Consider the following 22,297-nt stretch of genomic DNA (forward strand, 5'->3'; position numbering starts at 1 on the left):
CTCCCTCCCTATGCAGATCAGCGTGTAATCCCTTCTTTCAGGTATTTCTTTTTATCCTCATCCAGATCCAGTCCAAGAGTGCCGCCCGGATTCATCAGATAGTCTTTATCAAAATAATCCTTCAGAACCTTAAACACACCGTACTCTGTATGTCCCAGGCTTCCCTCAAGCCACGGCGCAAACATTTTTCCGATTCCATGGTGGTGGCTGATCGCTGCCCCGGACTTCTGAATGGCATCAAGAATCGTTGTATGATATGCCCGGAATTTATCCGCTCCGCTCATCCTTGTAATAAAAATAAAATACAGGTTTGCCCCCTGTGGATAACAGTGGGACATGTGAGTTGTCACAATGGTATTTGGAAGCTTATGGCAGACTTTTCTCACTTCCCTGTGTACCTTTGCCATATTTGACCAGTTCACCGTACATTCCAGTGTATCTGTAACAATACCAAAATCCATCATGGTATCTCTCAGATACGGATCATTAAACCGACCTTTTTCCCAGCTTTTTGTAACGTAGGAGGTAAGGCTCATTGCTTTATATTTATGAGCAATCCTTCTGATATTTGCAGCCACATTTTTGGAATAGCCCTTTCCGCCGTCTGTAAATCCAAGAAACAGACAGCGCTCCATATCCCGAAAGCCTCTGATATCCAGAAGTTTCCAAAGCGGCGTCTCATCCACATTATACAGTCTCAGCATAAGGTTTGTTTCCTCCGGGTCTGACAGACGGAATACGGAAGAAAATCCTGCCTCACACTGCATCATCTCTCTGGCTGCCGCCATGGCGACCTTCCAGTTTTTAAAAATATAGGAGAAACGTTTTCTGTTTTCCGGCATGTAGCGGAATACCTTTAAGGTCACCTCTGTCAGAACACCAAAAGCCCCCTCGCTTCCCATCATGATCTGGTTCAGATTCGGACCGGTAGCTTCTCTGGGATAGTGACTGGTCTGTATGTTGCCAATAGGGGTAGCATATTTTTGTGACAGCACAATATCTGTAATACAGCCATAGTAAGTACTGTTCTGGCCGGCTCCTCTTGTGACAACCCATCCGCCTACACTGCTGTACTCAAAGGACTGTGGAAAGTGCCCGCAGGTATAGGCGCGTCTGGCTCCAAAAACAGTCTGTGCGTTATTTAATATTTTTTCAAGTTTTGGCCCTGACATTCCAGCCTGAACAGTAATTGTCTGATCTGTTTCATTAAAAGAAACAACCTCATTAAAACGCAGACGCATATCCAGAGAGATTCCGCCGTTTACCGGCTCCACACCCATGGTTACGCTGCTTCCGCCTCCGTAAACATAAAGAGGGATTTTTTCTTTGGTACAATAAGCCACAATAGCCTCTACCTCTTCTGTTTTTGCCGGATAAACCACTGCATCAGGAAGTGAATCCAGACGTTTTTCTCTCAGACGCATGGCGTCATAGGCTGTTTTTCCATAGGCTACAGACACCCTCGCATAATCGTCTGTACGCACATACTTCTCACCAACGATCTCTTTCAGAGCATCTATATGCTTCTGCTCCAGACGTACCGGACAATTTGTAAGTTCTATCTTTTCCATTCCGATGCTTCCGTCATAATGTCGGAAATCGTCATCTGTCATCTTAAATTTTTCTTTCATCATTTTGTAAAGAGATTCTTTTGGATATTTTACAAAATCCGGATCTCCCCATCTGAATACAGAACGCCAGCTGTCTGTAGGCGCTGCTTCCTTCACCCATTTCGGCTCAAATCCTTTATATGGCTTACTCATAATTTCCTCCTTCCTGCGCGCAGTCTTTGTGCATATAGGTATTCTCCTTATTATTTTCCTCCAGATACTCCTTCAGAACACTGCTGGTAACGATCACATCCGCATGAAGGCCAAGTACGTCAGGAATAAGAACATCGCCCCTTCCCATGGATTTTCTGACCGTCATATGATTGATTTCTTCCATAATCTGAAAAATTTTATCTTTTGGTATCTCCCGGGACACACGGACCGGAATCACCGGAACTGAATCCCAGGCAGTTTTTACCGTAGTAGAAAAAGTTCTTTTTGGGCAGGTCATTTCACTTTCCGCAAATTGCTGCCCTCTTTTACATTTATTTCCAGTTACCTTCCACTGCCCATTTTCCAACTCTGCCTGCATACGGCAACTGTTAGGGCAGGTAATACAAACAAATTCCTTCATGCCTGCACCTCCCCAAGCTGAAAAACAAGGGACGTTCCGACTATGTCTGCTTTTGACAGATCAATGACAACCCGCTCCATTTCCGGAGGCCTTACTGCCTGATATTTTTTCTCAAAAACTGTTTTTCCTGCTGAAATCGCTGCAAGCATACTTTCTCCCATAGTCCTTCTGCACCGGAAATAAAAAACAAGCTTTTTGTCCAGATCGCTTTTCCGTATCTTCTGGGGAACCACATAAGCAAGCCCTCCTTCTGTCTCCACGGAAATCCAGTTTTCCGCTGTTCTGTCAGCCTCTCCTTTCAGTTCTCTGAAATATCTGGCCGCAGAAGTTCCTGCCAGCTCTCCGCTTTCTGACACATAATCTACAAGATCATTGACATGAAAAGCATTTCCACAGGAAAATACTCCCGGCACATCCGTCATGGCCCATGAATCACAGACAGGGCCTTTTGTCCGGGGATCCATAGTAACCCGGAGACTTTCTGCCATTTCATTTTCCGGAATCAGTCCAACCGATAAAATGAGGGTATCACAGTCAATTCTCTTTTCTGTTCCCGGAACAGGCTGCATCTGTTCATCCACTTTGGCAATTTCCACACCTGTCAGCCGGTCATCCCCAAATATTCTTGTGACTGTTTCCGATAAATGAAGAGGAATATCAAAATCCTCCAGGCACTGGATCATGTTTCTGGTAAGTCCGGAAGGCTCCGGCCTCACCTCATAAACGCCGAGAATATCTGCCCCTTCCAGTTTCAGTCTTCTTGCCATGATAAGGCCGATATCACCACTTCCCAGAATCACACATCTTCGGGCAGGCATCACCCCCTGCAGATTGGTAAAATGCTGCGCTGTCCCTGCCGTATAAACTCCGGCCGGTCTTGTTCCGTGAATGGATACCTGTTTTGCTGTACGCTCACGGCAGCCTGTAGCCAGAATCAGCGTTCTGGATACCAGCATTTCCACTCCATTTCTGCTGACTGTCCACACCTGAAAATCCTGATCTGATTTCCGGATCTTTGTAACAAACGTCCACAGCTTCGCCGGAATTTCCAGACTGTGAAACTCCTCAATAAACCGTTCTGCATACTCCGGTCCGGACAGCTTTTCCTTGAAACGCTGCAAACCGAAGCCATCATGAATACATTGTTTCAGAATACCTCCCAGCCGTCCTTCTCTTTCGATCAGAAGAACCTGTGCCCCTTCTTTTTTTGCGGCTATTGCAGCCGCAAGTCCTGCCGGGCCTCCGCCGATAACGATCACATCATAAATCATTTTCCGTCACCTGCCTTTGTTTTCCCGAATAAAAGATAACTGTCACCGCCGCTTTTTTTCACTTTCTCCAATGGCTGGCCTGTGACCTCACTGATGATTTCCGCCACAAGAGGCATACAGAAACCGCCCTGACAGCGTCCCATTCCCGGACGTACCCTCTTTTTTACTCCATCAACAGTATATACAGGAAGAGGCGAACACAGCGCATCCACAATCTCCCCCTTGCTGATTTCCTCACAGCGGCATATCATCACCCCGTAATCCGGTCGTTTCTGAATCAGTTTATTTCTCTGTTCCGGAGACATTTCACGAAGTCTCGGAACACCTTTTCTGTAAGGGTTATAGCTCTCATTTTTCTTTACCGGATGTGAAGCTGATACCATTTTTGCCGCCATTTTCGCCACATCTTTTGCAACTGCCGGAGCAGTGGTAAGCCCCGGCGACTGAATTCCTGCACAGTGAATCAGATTCTTTGTTTTTCTGCCCCGCTCAATTACAAAATCCTCCTCGAAAGTAGGAGCTCTTACCCCGGTAAAATATGTAATGATATCTCTCTGGGACAGTTCTTTAACAGTACCCTGCTGCTTTTTAAAATTATTCTCAATGCTGGATGCCTGGGTTGCAAAATTTTCCTTTTCATAAGTTTCCACTGCATCCGGACCAACCAGAAGATTATCATGAGCCGTATGGACAATCCCTCCGCCTTTTGTATGGCCGGAAGTTTTTTTAAGAGTTTTCCAGGAGGCGATCCCGCCCATAAGTTTTCCGGCCTTTTTATCCAGAATGGCATTGGTTCCCCGCCTGGGGTGAATAGAATAAAATCTGTCCCCTGCCATTTCAGCCACATCTTCTGCAAAAACTCCGGCAGCATTGATTACGATCTCCGGATAGATCCGCCCTCTGTTGGTAAGCACACTTCTGATTTTTCCGTCTTTTACATCCATAGACAAAACCGCTGTATTCAAAGCCACCTCCGCCCCGTTCTGCACAGCGTTTTCTGCATAGGCAATGGTAAGACCATAGGGGCAGACGCTTCCTGCCATACTGTTATAAATTGCAAATTTCATATCCGGATTCAGATGAGGCTCCCGCTTTCTGAGAGTTTTTCCTGAAATCACCCGTGTATCGGAAACACCGCACATGTATTTTCTCTGACATGCATAAAGATATGCGGGAAGCAGCTCGCTCCAGTGCATCATACCCACATACTGACCGCATCTTTTAAAAGGTACGTCCAGCTCTTTGCAGATTTTTCCATACATCCGGTTTCCGGCAATCACGTAATGCTGTTTCAGAGTTCCTTTTCCAAGATCGATCCCCGGATGAACTTCTCCGTCATTGCGACCGGAAGCATGCATGGCAACATCACTTTCTTTTTCTGCCAGAAGTACATCCAGTTTCCATTTCATCAGTTCTCTGGCAATACTGGCGCCTGAAATTCCGCCGCCGATCACCAGAACATCCGGTTTTCTGCCTTCCAGAGCCTGATCCTGAATATGAGGAAGTTTCATTTTGGGAAGCTCTGTATTTTCCAGCTTCAGATTATTGATTACATGATATCTTCTCTTTTTATCCACGCACAAAGAGCAGGCCCCTACAATATCCTCCCATTTTTTCAGAGTTCCGGACAGAACTATATTTCCATCCTTCTCAGTTACCCGGATACTGTTTCCGTAGATGCTCCGTACCTTTTTTTGAAGCTTCTGACAATCCACTCATATCCCTTCTTTCACAAGTCGGTCGTATGTACGACTTTTTCTTTTATAGTATCATATTTTTATGCAAAGTCAACAAAAACATGATATATTCAATCACTTTAATATAAAATATATCCACATCCTTCCATAAAACAATGCTCTGAATCCGCATCCGGAACATTCTTTTTCCTTTAATGTTTATGGACAAAACACCCAAAACACGTTACAATAAATGAACAGTAATCAACTATTTTCAGGAGGTAACTTAATGGCCGCACCCAGAAAAGAAGATGTCCGCAGTCTGATCGTCAGTACCGCCGAAAAACTTCTGGAAGAAAAACCCTTTTCTGAGATTTCTCTTTCTCAGCTTGCATCTGAAGCGGGAATATCCAAGGGAACTCTCTACTATCATTTTAAAAACAAAAATGAACTGTTATTTGCGATCACAGACAAATATCTGGACGAGCAGTGGACAGAGCTTTGTCAGTGGACAGACAATGCAGATAAAGATACTTCCCTTCACCGTCTTGTCCGTTATGTTCTGGAACGCGACGTAGCCGGTGTCAAACTCCGCCTGCCTCTTTTTTATGATGCTATGATCGGCAATGAGGAAATAAGGACTCATCTGATACGCCGCTATCAGTGTTTCGCTTCTCTGATCGCCAAAAAAATTTCAGAACGTACAGACAAGGTTTCAGGCGAATATTTTTCCTGGCTTCTTCTCCTTCTTTCTGACGGTCTTTCCATGCATCAAACAATACAGAACGATCACCTTGATACAGAAAAATTTATCAGTCAGACCGCCGCTTATATTGAACAGTTCTTTCCGAAAAAATAAAAAGAGCGCTGATCACATTTTTCCTGTAAGCATCAATGGTCTGAGTTCAGTTTCGACCATTGAGGAACCGGTATATGTGAAGTGCTCTTTTCTTTTAACAATATTTCCTGTACAGCAGCAGTTCCATATAAAACCTTTGTTTTCTTATTCCATCCTCAGCCTCTCAACAATGCTCTGTTTTTCCAGATTTCTGAAGCAGCAACAGGGAATCAGAACTGCAAAGATCAAAAGCAGAGGCGTGCAGATAAGTAAAGGCAGAAGGGTAAAACGGAAAGTAGTAAAACCGCCCTCCACCATAGCCCGGATCACAACTCCCACTGCAAAAGAGCTGAGAACATAAGACACGATCAGGGTGATCCCTGCATAATAAAGCCCTTCATATACCAGCATCCTGCAGAGCTGCCGTTTTGTCATTCCCACACTCTGGATCATGGCAAACTCTCTTTTTCGTGATACAATGGCGGTTACCATAGAATTGATAAAATTCAAAATTCCAACAAGAGCAATAATGATACTAATGGCATTTCCCATTACAGCAGAAGAACGTGTCTCCTTCTCATACTGCTCTGCCATGGTCTGTCTTGATGTAACCGGAAGGCTGCTATCCACATTTTCTGTATACTCATCCAACCATTCCTGAGTCTGCTCCAGATGAGCGTCATCTACATTAACAAATAATCTGCGCAGTGTATTTTCCGGCCATAGACTGCGGAATGTATCTGAAGGCATAATAAAATGAAGCTCCATAGCATTCGGCGCGCCCACTTCTGATGCGCCATTGTCTACAGGCATCAGAGGATACACCACTGCCATTACTGTATATTCCTTTCCTTCAAGAGTTATTTTACTTCCCACAGACGGCGCGGGAAGTACAGGCAATTTCTGCCCCGGGTCATTTGCCGGACCAACTGCAAGAACATAATCGCCTCCGGCAAAAGCAGCCCCGTCAAACTCTCCGTCCATAAGATACTTTTCCTGAGTGATTCCATCCAGCGGGATCCCATCCAGTCCATATACAACTGCATTGGCCTCTCCGGTATCTACTGCTTTTCTGAACTGTTCCGGTCCTTCCGGATCATATTCAGACCAGTCTTTCAGCATATCTTCCGTATAAAAATCCTTCAGATTCTGAACTGTATCTTCATTCATTTCCCATATAAACTGATGAGAATACTGATGTCCTAAGGCCTCCACTCCTTCCATGGATTCCAGCTTTTCTGTCAGCTCACTGTTTAAGGTGGTTCCTTTTGGATCGTAGCCTCCTATATAATCTTCACTTGTAACCTCCTCCAGCTCAAAATCTGAAAGAGTCAGATCCGCCAGATACTTTTCCATGTCAAATGAAGCGCTTTTTGCATAAAAGCAGCTTAAAAGCACCAGTCCCAGACTGAGGGAACAGATTACTGTAACGGTACGTTTTTTATTTCTTCCAAGATTTGCCCAGGCCATGGCTTCCAGAGAAGTACTTCCTGTTCTGTGGCGTTTCTTCTTTTTGATTTTTCCATCTGCATCATTCATCCTCAGAGCTTCTACCGGGGAAACCCTGCTGGCCAGTCTTGCCGGGCGCATACAGGAAATCAGAACTGTCAGGCCTGCAAACACCGCGGAGCCTATAAAGATGACAGGATTTGCCGAGACGCTGCCGCCTCCCTCTACCATACCTGTAAGAACAGGAACAAGCACCATTCCAAGTCCCCAGCCTGCAATCAGCCCTGCAGGGATTCCTATGATACAAAGACGCTGGGCCTGTCCGTAGATCAGCTTTCTGATCTGACGGTTGGAGGAGCCAAGAGTTTTCAGCTTTCCATAAAACTGTACGTCAGCAGTAACACTGATCTGAAAAATATTATAAATAATCAGATAACCAGCAATAAATACCAGGATCATTCCCAGATACATAGGAAGTGTCTCCTGGAGAGCCGTTGCTCCCATTTCCGGAGAATACGCAAGGTTTACACCGTATTCCAGTTCCGTCATTCCGGTATCTGCAAGAATTCCATTCATGGTTTCTTCTATATGGCTGTCGCCATGCAGGGTGACCTGCGCCATATACTGTCCTAAAACCTGTCCCTCCTGATTATAGTTTCCGCCTGTCATTTCATCTGCGTATTCCCGGCTGACCCATGCCATACTGGAATAACTGGAAGCGTTTCCTTCCCAGAATCCACAGAGAGTAAATTCAGAGGAAATCACTTCCCCATCAGGAGCTGACAGATCTTTTCTCCACTCCAGAGTAACTTTTTCACCCAGCTGATGTTCCACTCCCAGCTTGTCTAAAGTAAGGGTATCCAGCGCAATCTCGTCCCTCTTCTGAGGCAGTCCGCCTTCTGACGGCATGGCAAAGGAATGTTTTGCATAGCTTTCATCAGCCCATCGGATTTCCGTCTGATGACCGGCAAGCTGTTTATTTTCTGCCAGCCCCAGAACAATACTCTGTCCCAGCTCTTTTACCTCTGAATGGGCCGCCAGACGTTCTGCCTGTTCCGGCGCGATTGTTTTAAAAGAAGTCTGTGCGTCATATCCGGTCTGGCGGAATGTCATTTCAATCAGGTTTTTGTTCATACTCTGCGCAAGAGTAAATAAGGTAGTGAACATCATTGTAGTCATCAGGATTGCAAGAACTGCAACCAGATTTCTTCCCCTGTTTTTGCGGAAGGTTCTCTGATTCAGCACACGGATCCCGTCAAACCTTTTTTCTTTTCCTGCTTTCATCCTCTCATCCCCTCCTTAATCGGCTGCAATGCGTCCGTCTTCAATACGGATCACACGGTCAGCCATCTGCGCAATTTCAGGGTTGTGAGTGATCATAACAATCGTCTGATGAAACTCTCTTGCTGTCATTTTCAAAAGACCAACCACGTCGTCGCTGGTATGAGAATCCAGATTTCCTGTAGGCTCATCTGCCAGAATGATCGACGGCTTTCCTGCCAGAGCTCGGGCAATGGCCACTCTCTGCTGCTGTCCACCTGACAGGTTATTTGGAAGGCTGTCCAGTTTCTTTTCCAGTCCCAGCAGTTTTACGATCTCCATAATAAATCTTCTGTCCGGCTTCTGCCTGTCAAGAGAGATGGGAAACACAATATTTTCCCATACACTGAGCACCGGGATCAGATTATAATTCTGAAAAATAAATCCGATCTGTTTTCTGCGAAAAACTGCTGCCTCCTCACTTTTCAGCGCGGACAGCTCTGTATTTCCCACAAAAATCTTTCCGGCTGTAGGTGTGTCAAGGCCTCCCAGCATATGAAGAAGGGTTGATTTTCCGGAACCGCTGGTTCCGATGATCGCAGTAAATTCCCCCTTTTCAATATCCAGATCCACTCCGTCCAGAGCCCGGACCTGCGCTTCGCCTTTTCCATAATATTTTTTCAGCCCTCTGGCTTTTAAAACTGTACTCATATGTCTCTCCTCCTGTAATTCTCTGCGGAAGTGTTTTCTCCCTCTCAAGTAATTACAGTTTATCAGAGGAATGTCAAAACAAAGGTACAGCAAAGGTACATTTTTGTAACATTAGAATTTTTTATTCCCGGATCCCCATTCTGTCATGGATCGTTCCTTTTCTCACTGCCGCAAGTCCCAGAAGAGGAATCAGAACAGACATCAGCACCAGAATCATTGCGGCAATCCATAAAGGAAGCAGAGAATAACGGTAAACCATACACCAGGAGCCCATCTGAGAAAACCAGACCGGAACCCCCGGCCAGGTAATCAGAAATACAGAAGGGATCAATATCAGAAGTAGGACGCCTCCCTGCAGAAGTCCCTCCGTGATCAGGAGTTTTTTCAGCTGCCCCACTGTCATACCCAGGCTTTCGTACACTGCAAACTCCCTTTTTTCTACAATGATCTTTGTGAGAAGAATGTTTCCATAATTGATCAGTCCGGCTGCAAGGATCACTGTTCCTATGATAAAAAAGGCCAGAACCTCATTAAGCCTTGCCGTATAAAAATTTTCCCGGTATTCCCCTTTAGAACGGAAACCGATTCCCGTATTCACACTTTCCTGATACTGACTGAGAAAGGCTTCAAAGCTTTTTTCTTTTCCCTCTTTTATATTTACAGTAGCCTGCCGGTATGCCTGTCCGGGAAACATCTGATCAAAGGTTTCCAGAGGCACACAGTAAATCAGGTTAAATTCTGCGTCCGGGCTGTTTGCTCCGCAGAAAAAATTACTGGCCACCTGGGCTACTGTCATAATCTCAAGATTCTTTCCTGCGATCTCCACCTGAGCCCCTGCCGGAAGGGAAGCAAGCTCTGTATCTACCGCTCCTGCCGTCAGCGCATAATCTCCGCTTAAAAACTTTTCCTGGTCAAATTCTCCCTGGACTATCGGCTGATCATGAAGAATATAATCAAGAAACGCCCCTTCTGTCCCCACAACAATGGCTGTATATTTTCCTGTTTTTTCCAGACGTTCCAGGCCATTTATCCATCCCTTCTGATTTGCCATCATCTCTTTTCGGCTGATACCCTCTTCCGTTTTTTTATTATAAAATTCAACCAGATATTCCCGGAGCTCCGGAGAAGCTGTAAGCTCTGTTTCATGTGTTTTCATAACACTGATATCCGTCACCTCAGCCTGTTCTTTTATTTTTTCAACAGTACGCTCTGTAAGGTTCTGATTCTTTTCATTGTAACGTTGTACAGAAATCTGAGCCGATCCGTCAAACAGAATATAATCCCAAGGCGAATACGCAGACAGGTAAATATCCTCATCATAACTGATATACTGTACCCAGGCAGTACATAGAATCAGAAGGGCCGGAAACAGAGGCGCTGCCACAAAGACCATATGCCTCCAGTCCTTTTTCAGAAAACGAAGAGCCAGTTTAAACAATGTCACCTTTCCAGCCCCCCTTCTTTCCTGAACGCCTTTTCATTGTTTTCCCAAAATATGCCGCATCTGCCGGAAGCATCCCGTTAATACGAAAGCTAAAAGAAAAATAGGCAAGGCCTGATGTTGCCGCTGTGCAAAGGGCAGCCAGAATAAACGGACCTGCGCTCAAAAAATATAACGCCGGATTTTCTTCCATTCCCTCTATCATTCTGGAAGTGACCAGATAATGTATGCCAAAGCCAATCATCCAGCCGGGAATCATTGACAGAACAGTTACTGCCCATGCCTGCTCAAAAAAGCACTTCCTGATCTGCCGAGGCGTCATTCCAAGCATCTTCAGTCCTGCATATGACTGCAGTTCCTCAGGAAGCGATACTCGAAGAATATTGTACAGCAGTAAAAACCCGCAGATCAGAACCAGAAACACAGATGGATAATACTGTGCGCTTTTTATTCGCGCATACATCCTGTTCATCTGATCATAGGATGAGTTTACAGAAAAAGGGATTTCACCGGCTCCCTGTGCAGTCAGGATTGTCTGCGCCTGCTGTTCCAGATTTTCCGGCTGATAAAGTGTCACGCCCACAGTCCTGTTTTCTGTCTTTTTATTCTGAAATCCCGGACAAAGCTTTTCCGCCCGTTCCTCTGTGATCCACGCGCAAGCCTCGGCGAAATTCGCTGAGCTTTCCCACCAGCCGCTGAGAACAAAATCAGAGATATGCGTAGTTCCTTCCCTGTCCATCCACTGAAGAGAAACCGGGGTTCCCTGTTCTCTGGGAATTCCCAGGGAGTCCATGGTGTATACATCCAAAGCGATCTCCTCCGGGCCTGACGGCATTCTTCCCTTTTCCGGAACAGAGCTTACACTTTTGGCATATGCTTCGTCTGCCGGAGCAAGAATTACAGAACGGTAGCCGAGCATTTCGTCTGTGAGAGTCCCGATTTCCGAAACAGACACCGTACTTTTTACTGCCGGATTCTCTTTTACCGACTCTGCCTGCTGCTCTGTCATCCCTTTATAAATAATGTGGCTGGAAGATCCATAATTGTATTCAAATTTCAGAAGATAAGCCCCTTCTATGGCATTTCCCAGAAGGAACAGAAAGGTATACATTCCTGCAACAAGAGCCGCGGAAAAAACAAGAAGAAATGACTTTATTTTTCTCCGTTTCATTTCTCTGTAAACAAGAGTACGGCAGATCTTCAGATTAAAATTGAGCAGCATGTGTTTCCTCCTGTCCGAAGATACGTCCATCCTCAATTCGTATTACACGGTCTGCCATCTGAGCAATTTCCAGATTATGCGTGATCATCACCAGGGTCTGATGATATGTCTCTACTGACATTTTCAAAAATCCCATAACATTCTGGCTGTTTTTTGAGTCCAGGTTTCCTGTAGGCTCGTCTGCCAAGATAATGGCAGGACGTGAGATAAGGGCTCTTGCAACAGCAACTCTCTGCTGTCCGCCTCCGGAAAGCTGATCCGGCCAGGCATCCAGCCTGTCTTCCAGTCCCAGTATTTCCGTGATCTCCCGGAAAAGCATCTTATCCTGAGAAGCGCCATCCAGACTTAAAGGAAACAGAATATTCTCTCTGACAGTCAGTGCAGACACCAGGTTAAAATTCTGGTGGATAAATCCCACCTTTCTTCTCCTGAATACTGCCAGTTCCTTTTCCTTCATTCCCCGAAGACTGATGCCGTCCACGATCACCTCTCCCTCATCCGGAACATCCATTCCGCCTATCATATTCAAAAGTGTTGTTTTTCCGGAACCGCTGGCGCCAATGACTGCTGTGAATTTCCCTTTTTCAATGGAAAGATCGATCCCGTCAAGAGCCCGCACCTGCTTTTCCCCTTTTCCGTAATATTTTTTCAGATGATGTACTGTTACGATGTCCATAAAAATAGTCCTCTCAGCTTAATAAATATACGGAGAAAGCCGTACCCTTCCCCTTTTGTGATTTTACACTGATATATCCTTTCTGCTTATTAATGATTCCGTTTGCCAGATAAAGTCCAAGTCCTACGCCTTCCTTATCTGCCGCCTCTTCTTCCCGGAAGAACCTCTGGAACACGTCATGGTAATGACTTTCATCAATCCCAATTCCCGTATCAGAAACCGTAAGCTTTGTATAAAACTGCCACGGTTCTACCGTCACCTGTACGGTTCCGCCATCAGGCGTGTACTTTACCGCATTGTCCAGAAGATTACCCACTGCCTCTGCAGTCCACTTTGGATCATGAAGGGCAGTCAGTTCTTCATGGCATTGTACCTCAAGAGAAATATGTTTTCTTTCTGCTGCCGCCCATACTCCGCTCATTGCCCTGGCAATGGTTTCGCTTAAAGGCGCTTCTTTCATATGAAGTACAAAGGTTCCTGTTTCCAGACGCGACATTTTAATCAGAGACTGCATCAGAAAATCCAGCTTATTGATCTGTCCTTCCAGAGTTGACAGAAATTCCTCCCGTTTTTCCTCTGACAGAGCGTGCTTTTTCAGGATTCCGGTAAACATTTTAATATTTGCAACAGGTGTTTTTACCTGGTGGGAAATATCACTGACAAGCTCCTGAATAGTTTCTTTATCCCTGCGGTTCTGAAGCCCTTCCTCCTTCATCATGTCGCAGTACTGCATCAGCTTTCCCTGAACTCTGGCAGACAAAGAATCCTCGTATGGAAAATAATTTTCCGGTTCCCGTCCTGCCATCAGGGCATCCAACATTTCACAGATATCATCTGCAAACAAAGCCACCTGCCTGTGATGAAACCGTACCCAGAAAAAGGATGCGCCGCTGATTCCTGCTGTACATGCAAGGACGGCCAGTCTGACTTGCCTTTCTGGAACCTTTTCTCTGAGTATCCAGTGCAAAACAGCAAAAAAAAGTGCAGCCAGGAGAAGCACTCCCACCCGCACTGCAGTGATCTTTTTTTCTTTCATTGCGCCCCTCCTGTCCATATATATCCCATACCGCGCACAGTTTTTATATAAGTATGAGCTTCATCCTCAATTTTTCCCCGAAGACGGTTCATGGTCACAGTCAGAGTATGATCGTCAATGAAATTTCCTCCTGCATCCCAGAGCTGTTCCAGGAGGTTTTTTCGTGGCAGAATGTTCCCCGCGTTTTCTGTCAGAACCTTCAAAAGCTTATATTCATTTGGTGTAACAGGCAGCCGTTCCTTTCCCCTGACTGCAGTCAGCGTCTTAAAGTCAAGAAGAAGGAAGCCGTCGCTCCACTGATTTTTATCTGTGTTCTGTTCCTTCTTCCCCCTGCGGAGCGCAACTTCGACTCTCCGAAGAAGAATGTTCATATTAAAAGGCTTTGTCACATAATCCTCTGCCCCCAGATCAAATCCGTTCAGCACATCTTCCTCCAGATCATTTGCTGTCAGAAAGATCACCGGAAGCTGCGGCTTCTTATTTTTGATCTCCCTGCACAATTCAAATCCATTTCCGTCCGGCAGATTTACATCAAGAAGCACAAGAGCAAATTCTTCATTTTCCAAAAGCTGGACTGCCTTTCTGACTGTATATGCCGCTACAGTCAGATAGCCGCCGGCATCCAGCTCAAAGCACAGGCCTGCGCTTAATGCAAGGTCATCCTCCACTACAAGTATTTTCATTTTTCTGTCCATTCCTTTTTCTTTTTAATATCTGTTTATCAAATTTTATGTCCGTCCGTTATTTACATCAAACCGGAAACAAAGCCTTACCCGGCAGATATAAAGCCTGCCAGATCCAGCTTATTTTTTGTCAGACAAACAAAAGCACTCTCACAAGTCCCAGTATCAAAAGATGTACCGGATAAAACCAGTAAAAAAACCACTTGGAAAAATTCCTGTGTGTTTCTGCCCTTTTGCCGTTATAAAACCGCAGGATACAGATACCTGCCGCAGCCGGTCCTGCCATACTCAGAATCGTACAGAGTATATTAATGTCCATAGAAAATCTTCCAAAGCCGCCCAGGAAGTTGAATGCCCCGAATACCAGAGTTCCTGTCAGGAACGCCCTTTTAAGCTTTCTGTGATCCCTGCCTGCATTCACAAAAAGAATGGTAAACGCAGGCGCAAGAACTGCCCAGTCACAGAACAGAGACAGAAGAATCAGCCCTGCCAGAGCAAGATTTCTGCTTAGAGGATTGATGATCTCTCTCATGGCTTTTATGATCAGAAAACATAAAAACAGCGTAAACAGCATATCCATTCCCGCAAAGCCTATGATTCCTTCCCCTGTCATGGCCAGGCAATAGGGAAGCTCCGAGATCACAGCAAACAAAAGCAGTCTCTGTCCATATTTTTTCGGAGATCTGGTATAAGTCATTCCCTCCACCAGGAAATAACACATCACAGGAGCGGTAAAATACCCCACAGCTGTTAATATCTCAGCCAATACAGTTCCCGGTTCCAGAAAAATAAAGGAAACATGGTTCAAAAGCATGGTGATCATGGCAATATATTTAATCGTGTCCCGGTTCATTCCTCTTTTTTCTGTAAGATTTCTGCTGTCCGTCATTCAGCTTCCCCCAGAAACAGCTCATTTTCTTTTCTTGTTTCAAACAGCTTTGCCATTTTCTTTTCTGCTGCAAAAAGAACCACTTTATTCAGGCTGCGTGCATGTTTCGGACAGACCGCAATACATCGCATACAGGAGATACATTTCTCTTCATCCACCTTCTTTACATTATTCAGGTCAATAGCGCCCACCGGACAGAGCGCCGCGCACCGTCCGCAGGAATTGCATGCTTTTCCCGGCTTCGGAATAAAAGGAATCGTCCCCAGCTCTTTGTAAGGATGATTTCCCGGAACACTGAGCTCTCCTGTTTTTTCCTGATGTTCCAGATATTCTCTGACCCTTTTTCCAAACTCCCGGAGTTCTTTCTGATCTGTTTCATCCGGTCTTCCCGCTGCAAATTTATGCATAATGGAATGTTCTGCAATGGCTGCCACTGCCGCTGCCGGGACAAATCCTGCCTTATCAGCCACATCTTTTAATTCAATCAGCGTGTCCTCATACGCCCTGTTTCCGTAAACGCATACCAGAACCGCCCGGGCCTGATTTCCTTTCATCATTCCAAGCCTTTTTGCAGCCTCCTGAGGAACTCTTCCCCCAAAAGAAGGAACTGCAATAAAACAGATATCCCCGCTTTTAAATACATGTCTGCTGTAATCTTCCTTTTCCGGCAAAAGACTTATCCTTCTTTTTTCGCCGTCCATTGCTTCCGTCAGAAGTTCTGTTACTTTATCGGTTCCCCCTGTGGGGCTGAATGTGATCTCATACACTGCCATCATGGTGTCCTCCTTATTTTTTGTCGAATATTATTATACTGCAAACAAATTCCCCGTTCAATCGGAATCCTGTTGAATTTGACTGTTCACTTTGTATTTTTGTATTTTTAAAAGAACCCGAAAGAAGTTTTGAAATTGCTCTTGACAGAAACTGTCAAACAGTGCTACTTTTTACAGGGAAACGAAAAACAAAAATCTAATGATGAGGTGTGAACACATGCAGAATTTAAAACCGATCAAAGAAGGTAAGGTACGCGAGATCTACGATAACGGCGACAGCCTGATCATGGTTGCAACTGACCGCATCAGCTGCTTTGACGTAATTCTGAACAACGAGGTTACCAAAAAAGGCACTGTCCTTACACAGATGTCTAAATTCTGGTTTGATATGACAGAAGATATTCTGCCAAACCACATGATTTCTGTAGATGTAAAAGATATGCCGGAATTTTTCCAGAATGAAAAATATGACGGAAAATCCATGATGTGCAAAAAGCTGAGCATGCTTCCTATCGAATGTATTGTCCGCGGCTACATTACCGGCAGCGGCTGGGCAAGCTATCAGGAAAACGGCACAGTCTGCGGCATTAAACTGCCGGAGGGCCTGAAAGAATCTGACAAGCTTCCTGAACCAATCTACACACCATCCACAAAAGCTGAGATCGGAGATCATGACGAAAACATCTCCTTTGAGCAGAGCGTTGATCATCTGGAAAAATACTTCCCCGGAAAAGGCCGCGAGCTTGCTGAAAAGCTTCGTGACAACACCATTGCTCTGTACAAAAAATGCGCAGAATACGCACTCAGCAAAGGAATCATCATTGCAGATACAAAATTTGAATTTGGTCTTGACGAAAACGGAAACATGGTGATCGGTGATGAAATGCTTACACCGGACAGCTCCCGTTTCTGGCCTGCTGACGGATATGAACCGGGACACGGTCAGCCTTCCTTTGACAAGCAGTTTGCCCGCGACTGGCTGAAAGAAAATGACGGTCATGACTGGACTCTTCCTCAGGAGATCGTTGACAAGACTATCGACAAATATCTTCAGGCATATGAAATGCTTACAGGCGAAAAACTGAAATAAATCTTCTGACGAAAAAAACACTGTGCAGCAGCTCTTTTACTGAGTGTCTGTACAGTGTTTTTCTTATGCAGGCTTCTCCTGGATCTGTGAAACCTGCTGCATTTTATTTTGTTCTTTTTCCAAGCTCCCAGAAAGCTACCGCGCTAGCAGCTGCCACATTCAGAGAATCCACCTGATGAGCCATGGGAATACGTACTGTATAATCGCAGCCGGCAATAGTACCGGCTGCCAGACCCTCTCCCTCTGTGCCAAGGATCACTGCCAGCTTTTTTTCTGCCTGCAGTTCCGGAGAATCAATACTGACCGAGTCCTCGCAAAGAGCCATGGAAACTGTTTTAAATCCCATACCGGCTAAACAGCCCATCCCCTTTTCCGGCCAGTCCTTTTTTCCAAATCTGGTCCAGGGAATCTGAAACACAGTTCCCATACTGACTCTGGCAGCTCTCCGGTACAGGGGATCGCTGCATCCTGCAGTCAGAAGAACCGCATCCATATTCAGGGCTGCCGCTGACCGGAAGATTGCTCCCACATTTGTGGGATTCACCACATCTTCAAGAATGACAATGCGCTGTGCGTCTGCGCAGATGACTTCCGGAGACAGGAGCTCTTTTCTTTTCATGGCGCACAGCATTCCTCTGGTAAGGGCAAAGCCGGTCAGCTGTGTCAGAATCTCCTGTGGGGCTGTATAAACCGGAATGTCCGGAAATTTTTCTGTAAGCTCTCCCGCCGGACCTTTTAACTCCTTTTTTTCTGCCAGAAAAGAAATCGGGCAGTATCCTGCCTGAATGGCTCTCTCGATCACTCTCGGGCTTTCCGCAATAAAAAGTCCGGGCTTTGGCTCACAGGCTCTTAAAAGCTGTACCTCCGAAAGCCTTGCATAAACGTCCAACTCCGGGCTCTGAAAATCTTTAATCTCTATTATCCTGTTCATAACTATTCCTCTGTATTATTTTTTGTGACCGGGCTTTTTTTACCTTCAGAGTTCTCAGATAAGCCTTTTGTTCCGGCGTGATCCGGTAACTTTCGCAGGATTTCTGAATGGCTTTGTTGTGAGTCCAGTCATCCAGCCTTTTCTCCTCTATATAGGGCAGTGCTTTCTCATACTGCTTTGCAAGAGCTGTGGCAAAATACCAGGCGATCATCATATTCACATAATACTCCTGAGAGCGGATACCTGCTGCAAGCGCCAGGTACTCTTCCCTGAAATCTTCATCCAGAAAATGCTGCATCAGCATCCCGATCCCATAGCGGACCGTATAGGTTTCATCCGATGAAATCCAGCGCCGCACGGATACCAGAAGCTGCTCTTTATGCTTTTTAAATATCTTAGGAGACATCATATCACAGGTAGCCCAGTTATTTATATATGGAAGAAATTTTTCAACTTCCTCCACGCACCTTTCAAAATCCTTTATCTGCTGGATCAGAAAAGCATGAACATTATTTTCCTCAAAATACTTATGAGGCAGGTCATTAAAAAAACTGCTGATGTCCTCTTCCTTTGCCAGTGTTCTGGCATATTTTCGCAGAACCGGAACCCGTATCCCGATCACAGTTTCCTTATCCACAGTGGGCATCAGCTTTGCGTGGAAATCCCGGTAAGGAAGGTCCTGCATTTCCAGAAGCTCTTTTCTTATCTTTTCTGTCAGATGTTTCTCCATAATCTCCCTCTTTCTGTACTTTCCTGAGGCTGCAGATTTTTCTGCTGCGTCTGCTCATGTTCCGAAAAATGGCATAATTCAGAACTCTTAAATATCCGGTTATAAATTTTCTCTGGATTCATCCTGTTTTTTTGTCCGGAGCATGAAATGTTTTTATCATACCATGGATATAAAACTCAATGTTCGCATTGCTCAGCCTTGTTCAATCTCCAGGCTTATCCTCTCTCTGGATTTTTTGTCCCGGATTCATTAAGTGTTCCTATTATACCATGTTCTTTCTCCTGCTCAAAGTATTTTGCATCAGAAAAGGCAGATATAAAAGCAGGAACAGTCTCGTCCCACTCCTATATCTGCCGTCACAGAGACGTATCAGTTTCTCTTATGTTTCTGGGCTTTAAAAAAGCTCTTTGTTTCCTTTACCACTACGCCGCTTAAAGCAAACATGGCGATCATATTCGGGATTGCCATCAGACCATTGAAGATATCCGCAATGGTCCATACCGCGCTTACCGTCATATAAGGGCCGATAAATACGGCAAAAATATAAAGCCAGCGATATGCAAGGATTGTTTTTCTGTTTCCCTTTGTAAGATATTCCAGGCATCGTTCACTGTAATAATCCCATCCCAGAATCGTAGTAAACGCAAAGAATACCAGACACACCATCAGTACAAAAGAAGCCACCTGCGGGTGAATGGGAAGTCCATGCTGAAATGCATAGGTAGTTACCTGTACGCCTTCCAGACCTTCTACCTGCCAGGCTCCTGTCAGCACAATGGAAAGTCCTGTCATTGTGCAGATCACAATGGTATCAATAAAAGTACCTGTCATACTTACAAGTCCCTGACGCACCGGCTCTTTTGTCTGCGCAGCCGCCGCCGCGATAGGAGCGCTTCCAAGTCCCGCCTCATTAGAAAAAATACCTCTGGCAACACCCTTCTGCATTGCCACGATCATACTTCCGACAACGCCTCCTGTTACCGCTGCCGGATTAAAAGCGCCGTTTACCACTGTCACAACTGCTGCCGGAACTTCTCTGATATGAAATAAAATCAAAGCAATACTGAATCCAAAATAAATAACTGCCATAAAGGGTACAATAATCTGGCTGACTGTAGCAATCCTCTGAAGTCCGCCGATCAGAATCGCAGCCACACAAAATGCCAGAATCAGTGAAGAAATCACAACTGCCCAGGAATACTCGCCCAGAAACGGAATGGTGACGCAGTTTGCTTTTTCCGGATCAAAAAAGTTCTGGATCGCACTGGAAATACCATTTACCTGACTGAAGGTTCCTATTCCGAAAAGGCCTACACATACACCGAAAAATGCAAACATCTTTCCAAGCCATTTCCATTTGGCACCCATTCCCCGTTCAATATAGTAAAAAGGGCCGCCAAGACTGTGGCCGTCTGCCGCCACAACCCGGTATTTTACTGCCAGAAGTCCTTCTGCGTATTTGGTTGCCATTCCAAAAAAAGCAGCCAGAATCATCCAGAAAAGAGCTCCCGGTCCTCCTGTGCACACTGCGGTTGCCACTCCTACAATATTTCCTGTTCCGATGGTCGCGCTCAGGGCTGTGCAAAGAGCCGCAAAGCTGGATATTTCACCGCTGCCGCCCTCTTCATTTTTGAACATCCATTTTAACGCCAGAGGCAGGCGCCGGATCTGAAGAAGGCCCAGGCGAACCGTAAGAAGAACACCGCCCGACATGATCAGGATCATCAGAGGTACGCCCCAGACAAAATCATCTACAGCTACAAGGATTTGATTCATCATACTCCACATGGTAAAAAATGCTCCTTCTGTATAAAATTTTACAGCCTTGGGATTAAAATTAAGATCATTTCTGAAAAGAGATAAAAGACATATAGAAAAATGTTCTGCTTTTAGATAGCATACTCTGTCCTTTTGCCTGAGAGATTCAAGACGTCTTCTGCGTCATTTGCACCTTCGGCCTCTGTTTTAGAAACAGATGTCTCCAGAGAAACGATCCATCTGCAGTTTCTGCCCGAAATACGGGTACCTGAGAGTTTTACTCCTTCGGCGGGCCAAAAGCCTCTTTCCTGCAGACTTCATCTCGTTATTGCTGTTGCTGCGCTATAGTATAACGTTAATCTTTTGATTCGTCAATAGTTTTTTTATTTTATATTCCTTCGCAATGTGATTTCCGCTTAACATTCTGCTGCTGTATTCTCACTCTGAACCTTTTCTTTTTTTCTGTCAAAGCTGGCAAAGAATCCTGCGATCAGAGTTCCTGAAATCGAATGCCATACACAGGATACGGCACAGATCACAGCTGACTGCGGAGCGCTTGCAAACTGCGCTGTTGTAGTAGCAAGATTGGTAGCAAGACCTGCATTCTGCATTCCCACTTCAATAGAAATCGTTCTCTTTTTGGAGGTATTCATTCCGGTAAGCTTACCTGCTCCATATCCCAGAAGATATCCCAGACCATTGTGAAGAAGAACTGCCACAAAAATCACCACACCGGAGGTAAAGAAGTTGGAGCCCTGAGAAGAAATAACTCCGCCTACCACGCAGGCAAGTCCCAGAACGGCAACGCCGGGCATTACCTTCTGAATCTCCTGAAAAGCTTTTTTCTTTCCAAGGAAACGATTTAACAGAAATCCCAGTCCCACCGGAAGAATCACAGTTTCAATAATGGAAACAAACATGGGAAGACCTTCTACGTTGATCTTTGTTCCGCTTGCAAGAAAAGAAACAAGAAGAGGAGTCATAATCGGGGATAACAGTGTGGATACAGTTGTCATTCCTACAGAAAATGCCACATCTCCTCCGCAGAGATAGGACATAATGTTGGAGGAAACACCACCCGGGCAGCAGCCTACCAGGATCAGCCCCAGAGCGATGGCATCCGGAAGCTGCAGTACTCTGCTGATCCCAAAAGCAAGAAACGGCATGATCAGATACTGCGCTGCCGCACCGATACAGATATCAAGAGGACGCTGCGCCAGGATCTTAAAATCCTCTGCTGTCAGTGTCAGACCCATGCTGAACATGATAATACCGATAATCATAGACTGACTGGTAAACTTATTTCCAACCATATCTGTAAATAGCTGATAATTGACCCAGCCCATCAGCTGCGGAACCAGAAAAGTAACTACTGCGATTGCAATCACTACCGCAGAAGTATAATCTGATAAAAATTTGCCTGCTTTTTGTAACGTTTTCATAATGCTTCCTCCATTCTTTGCGCATGCACCAAAAAATCCCCTCCGGCTACTGCCGGAAGGGACGAATAGAATCCGCGGTACCACCCTGTTTCTGCATTGACTGCAGCTCTCACGTACTTTCATACGTTTTCCCTGTAACGGGGGATTCCGGCATGACTTACTGTTGTTTCAGTCAGCTCCTTCGAGATGATATCCATCCTCCCTGGTATATCTGCTTTCACCGAACGCAGACTCTCT

Annotated in this window: 19 protein-coding genes, 2 riboswitches and 1 other annotated feature (1 of these 22 cut by a window edge); of the genes, 2 read left to right on the top strand and 17 right to left on the bottom strand. The window is 45.3% G+C overall.

The window, feature by feature from the left end:
- Positions 1–17 precede the first annotated feature (17 nt).
- Genes NSA57_RS01690 through NSA57_RS01705 form a run of 4 tightly spaced genes read right to left on the bottom strand, consistent with a single transcriptional unit; the run spans position 18 to position 5,170 of the window.
- Complete coding sequence (locus NSA57_RS01690) at positions 18–1,763, bottom strand: FAD-binding oxidoreductase (protein ID WP_138270496.1); 1,746 nt, start codon at positions 1,761–1,763, stop codon at positions 18–20.
- Positions 1,756–2,184 carry a DUF1667 domain-containing protein gene (locus NSA57_RS01695; protein WP_147599083.1) on the bottom strand — a complete coding sequence of 143 codons (429 nt, stop codon included), beginning with the start codon at positions 2,182–2,184 and terminating at the stop codon, positions 1,756–1,758. The genes NSA57_RS01690 and NSA57_RS01695 overlap by 8 nt, the downstream gene beginning before the upstream one ends.
- Positions 2,181–3,455, bottom strand: a complete 1,275-nt coding sequence (locus tag NSA57_RS01700) for an NAD(P)/FAD-dependent oxidoreductase (RefSeq protein ID WP_257463803.1) — start codon at positions 3,453–3,455, stop codon at positions 2,181–2,183. The genes NSA57_RS01695 and NSA57_RS01700 overlap by 4 nt, the downstream gene beginning before the upstream one ends.
- A complete protein-coding gene (locus tag NSA57_RS01705) occupies positions 3,452–5,170 on the bottom strand; it encodes an NAD(P)/FAD-dependent oxidoreductase (protein WP_257463804.1) in 1,719 nt (572 codons plus the stop codon). Before NSA57_RS01705 ends, NSA57_RS01700 begins: the two co-directional genes overlap by 4 nt.
- A gap of 250 nt (positions 5,171–5,420) precedes the next feature.
- On the opposite strand from NSA57_RS01705, the gene NSA57_RS01710 reads away from it, so the two are divergent.
- Positions 5,421–5,990, top strand: a complete 570-nt coding sequence (locus NSA57_RS01710) for a TetR/AcrR family transcriptional regulator (protein ID WP_022068622.1) — start codon at positions 5,421–5,423, stop codon at positions 5,988–5,990.
- A gap of 144 nt (positions 5,991–6,134) precedes the next feature.
- On the opposite strand, the gene NSA57_RS01715 is transcribed toward NSA57_RS01710, so the two are convergent.
- From NSA57_RS01715 to NSA57_RS01755, 9 genes are all read right to left on the bottom strand, one after another.
- Positions 6,135–8,702 carry an ABC transporter permease gene (locus NSA57_RS01715; RefSeq protein ID WP_257463805.1) on the bottom strand — a complete coding sequence of 856 codons (2,568 nt, stop codon included), beginning with the start codon at positions 8,700–8,702 and terminating at the stop codon, positions 6,135–6,137.
- A gap of 15 nt (positions 8,703–8,717) precedes the next feature.
- Positions 8,718–9,389: an ABC transporter ATP-binding protein gene (locus NSA57_RS01720; RefSeq protein WP_257463806.1), complete on the bottom strand. Its 672-nt coding sequence runs from the start codon at positions 9,387–9,389 to the stop codon at positions 8,718–8,720.
- Positions 9,390–9,510: 121 nt separating this feature from the next.
- The gene (locus NSA57_RS01725; RefSeq protein ID WP_257463807.1) at positions 9,511–10,833 is read right to left on the bottom strand and encodes an ABC transporter permease family protein; all 1,323 of its coding nucleotides are present in this window, start codon (positions 10,831–10,833) and stop codon (positions 9,511–9,513) included.
- On the bottom strand, positions 10,820–12,052 hold the full coding sequence (locus tag NSA57_RS01730; protein WP_257463808.1) for an ABC transporter permease: 1,233 nt from the start codon (positions 12,050–12,052) through the stop codon (positions 10,820–10,822). The genes NSA57_RS01725 and NSA57_RS01730 overlap by 14 nt, the downstream gene beginning before the upstream one ends.
- Complete coding sequence (locus NSA57_RS01735) at positions 12,036–12,728, bottom strand: ABC transporter ATP-binding protein (protein ID WP_257463809.1); 693 nt, start codon at positions 12,726–12,728, stop codon at positions 12,036–12,038. Before NSA57_RS01735 ends, NSA57_RS01730 begins: the two co-directional genes overlap by 17 nt.
- Before the next feature lie 13 nt (positions 12,729–12,741).
- Positions 12,742–13,764 (bottom strand): sensor histidine kinase, encoded by a 1,023-nt coding sequence (locus NSA57_RS01740; RefSeq protein ID WP_257463810.1) that lies wholly within the window; start codon positions 13,762–13,764, stop codon positions 12,742–12,744.
- Positions 13,761–14,459: a response regulator transcription factor gene (locus NSA57_RS01745; RefSeq protein ID WP_257463811.1), complete on the bottom strand. Its 699-nt coding sequence runs from the start codon at positions 14,457–14,459 to the stop codon at positions 13,761–13,763. The genes NSA57_RS01740 and NSA57_RS01745 overlap by 4 nt, the downstream gene beginning before the upstream one ends.
- A gap of 118 nt (positions 14,460–14,577) precedes the next feature.
- Positions 14,578–15,336: a TraX family protein gene (locus NSA57_RS01750; RefSeq protein ID WP_257463812.1), complete on the bottom strand. Its 759-nt coding sequence runs from the start codon at positions 15,334–15,336 to the stop codon at positions 14,578–14,580.
- On the bottom strand, positions 15,333–16,112 hold the full coding sequence (locus NSA57_RS01755; protein WP_022068618.1) for a 4Fe-4S binding protein: 780 nt from the start codon (positions 16,110–16,112) through the stop codon (positions 15,333–15,335). The genes NSA57_RS01750 and NSA57_RS01755 overlap by 4 nt, the downstream gene beginning before the upstream one ends.
- Before the next feature lie 214 nt (positions 16,113–16,326).
- Here NSA57_RS01755 and NSA57_RS01760 point away from each other — a divergent pair, with 214 nt between their 5' ends.
- The gene (locus tag NSA57_RS01760) at positions 16,327–17,199 is read left to right on the top strand and encodes a phosphoribosylaminoimidazolesuccinocarboxamide synthase (protein WP_257463813.1); all 873 of its coding nucleotides are present in this window, start codon (positions 16,327–16,329) and stop codon (positions 17,197–17,199) included.
- A 103-nt stretch (positions 17,200–17,302) separates the two neighbouring features.
- On the opposite strand, the gene NSA57_RS01765 is transcribed toward NSA57_RS01760, so the two are convergent.
- The 4 genes from NSA57_RS01765 to NSA57_RS01780 all read right to left on the bottom strand — a co-directional run bounded on the left by NSA57_RS01765 (position 17,303) and on the right by NSA57_RS01780 (position 22,060).
- Positions 17,303–18,130, bottom strand: a complete 828-nt coding sequence (locus NSA57_RS01765) for a TrmH family RNA methyltransferase (protein WP_257463814.1) — start codon at positions 18,128–18,130, stop codon at positions 17,303–17,305.
- On the bottom strand, positions 18,108–18,860 hold the full coding sequence (locus NSA57_RS01770; RefSeq protein ID WP_257463815.1) for a DNA alkylation repair protein: 753 nt from the start codon (positions 18,858–18,860) through the stop codon (positions 18,108–18,110). Before NSA57_RS01770 ends, NSA57_RS01765 begins: the two co-directional genes overlap by 23 nt.
- 369 nt (positions 18,861–19,229) lie before the next feature.
- A complete protein-coding gene (locus NSA57_RS01775) occupies positions 19,230–20,648 on the bottom strand; it encodes an alanine/glycine:cation symporter family protein (protein ID WP_257463816.1) in 1,419 nt (472 codons plus the stop codon).
- Between the two features lie 105 nt (positions 20,649–20,753).
- A riboswitch (glycine riboswitch) is annotated at positions 20,754–20,855 on the bottom strand.
- 9 nt (positions 20,856–20,864) lie between these two features.
- Positions 20,865–20,939: riboswitch (glycine riboswitch) on the bottom strand.
- Between the two features lie 95 nt (positions 20,940–21,034).
- A complete protein-coding gene (locus tag NSA57_RS01780; protein WP_022068613.1) occupies positions 21,035–22,060 on the bottom strand; it encodes a bile acid:sodium symporter family protein in 1,026 nt (341 codons plus the stop codon).
- A gap of 54 nt (positions 22,061–22,114) precedes the next feature.
- Positions 22,115–22,297, bottom strand: a binding site (T-box leader) (it continues 46 nt past the right edge of the window).

The organism is Blautia caecimuris (genome assembly GCF_024622975.1).
GTDB lineage: Bacteria > Bacillota > Clostridia > Lachnospirales > Lachnospiraceae > Blautia_A > Blautia_A caecimuris.